We start from the raw sequence: 409 nt of genomic DNA on the forward strand, positions 1-409 counted from the left end.
TAAAGCTGGCGTATCCCCGCGCCTTGCGCTTGGCAGCCTGAAACAGGCCGTTGATGGCTTCAATGAAGCCGTTGGTCTGGCGCGTCTGGGCCCAGGCGACGACGCCGTCGAAATGACGAAGGATCATGCGTGCGACGTCCTTCATGGGTTCGACCTTGGAACGCATGACGCCGGTGCACCACCGGCGCAACATCTTGGAGACGACGTGGATCTGCTTGCGATCGAGAATCTCGCGCAGCTGCTCGCGGTACATCCAGGCACGGGCGGTGCGGTTGGTGGTGTACTGGCTGATCAGCGCTTCGAGATCAGTCAGTTGCGCGAGGTTCAGCTTGTCAGCATCCTTGAGCAACGACCAGCGCATGCCCTTCAGTGCGGGATCGGTCTTCTGCTGCTCGCGGCGCACACCATC

Annotated in this window: 1 protein-coding gene; it reads right to left on the reverse strand. The window is 61.4% G+C overall.

From position 1 onward, the window contains the following. Window positions 1–409 (reverse strand): transposase (locus P0D89_RS54140; RefSeq protein WP_408379861.1); only part of this gene is annotated, 409 nt, incomplete at both ends.

It is taken from the genome of Paraburkholderia sp. RL18-085-BIA-A (assembly GCF_046027075.1).
GTDB lineage: Bacteria > Pseudomonadota > Gammaproteobacteria > Burkholderiales > Burkholderiaceae > Paraburkholderia.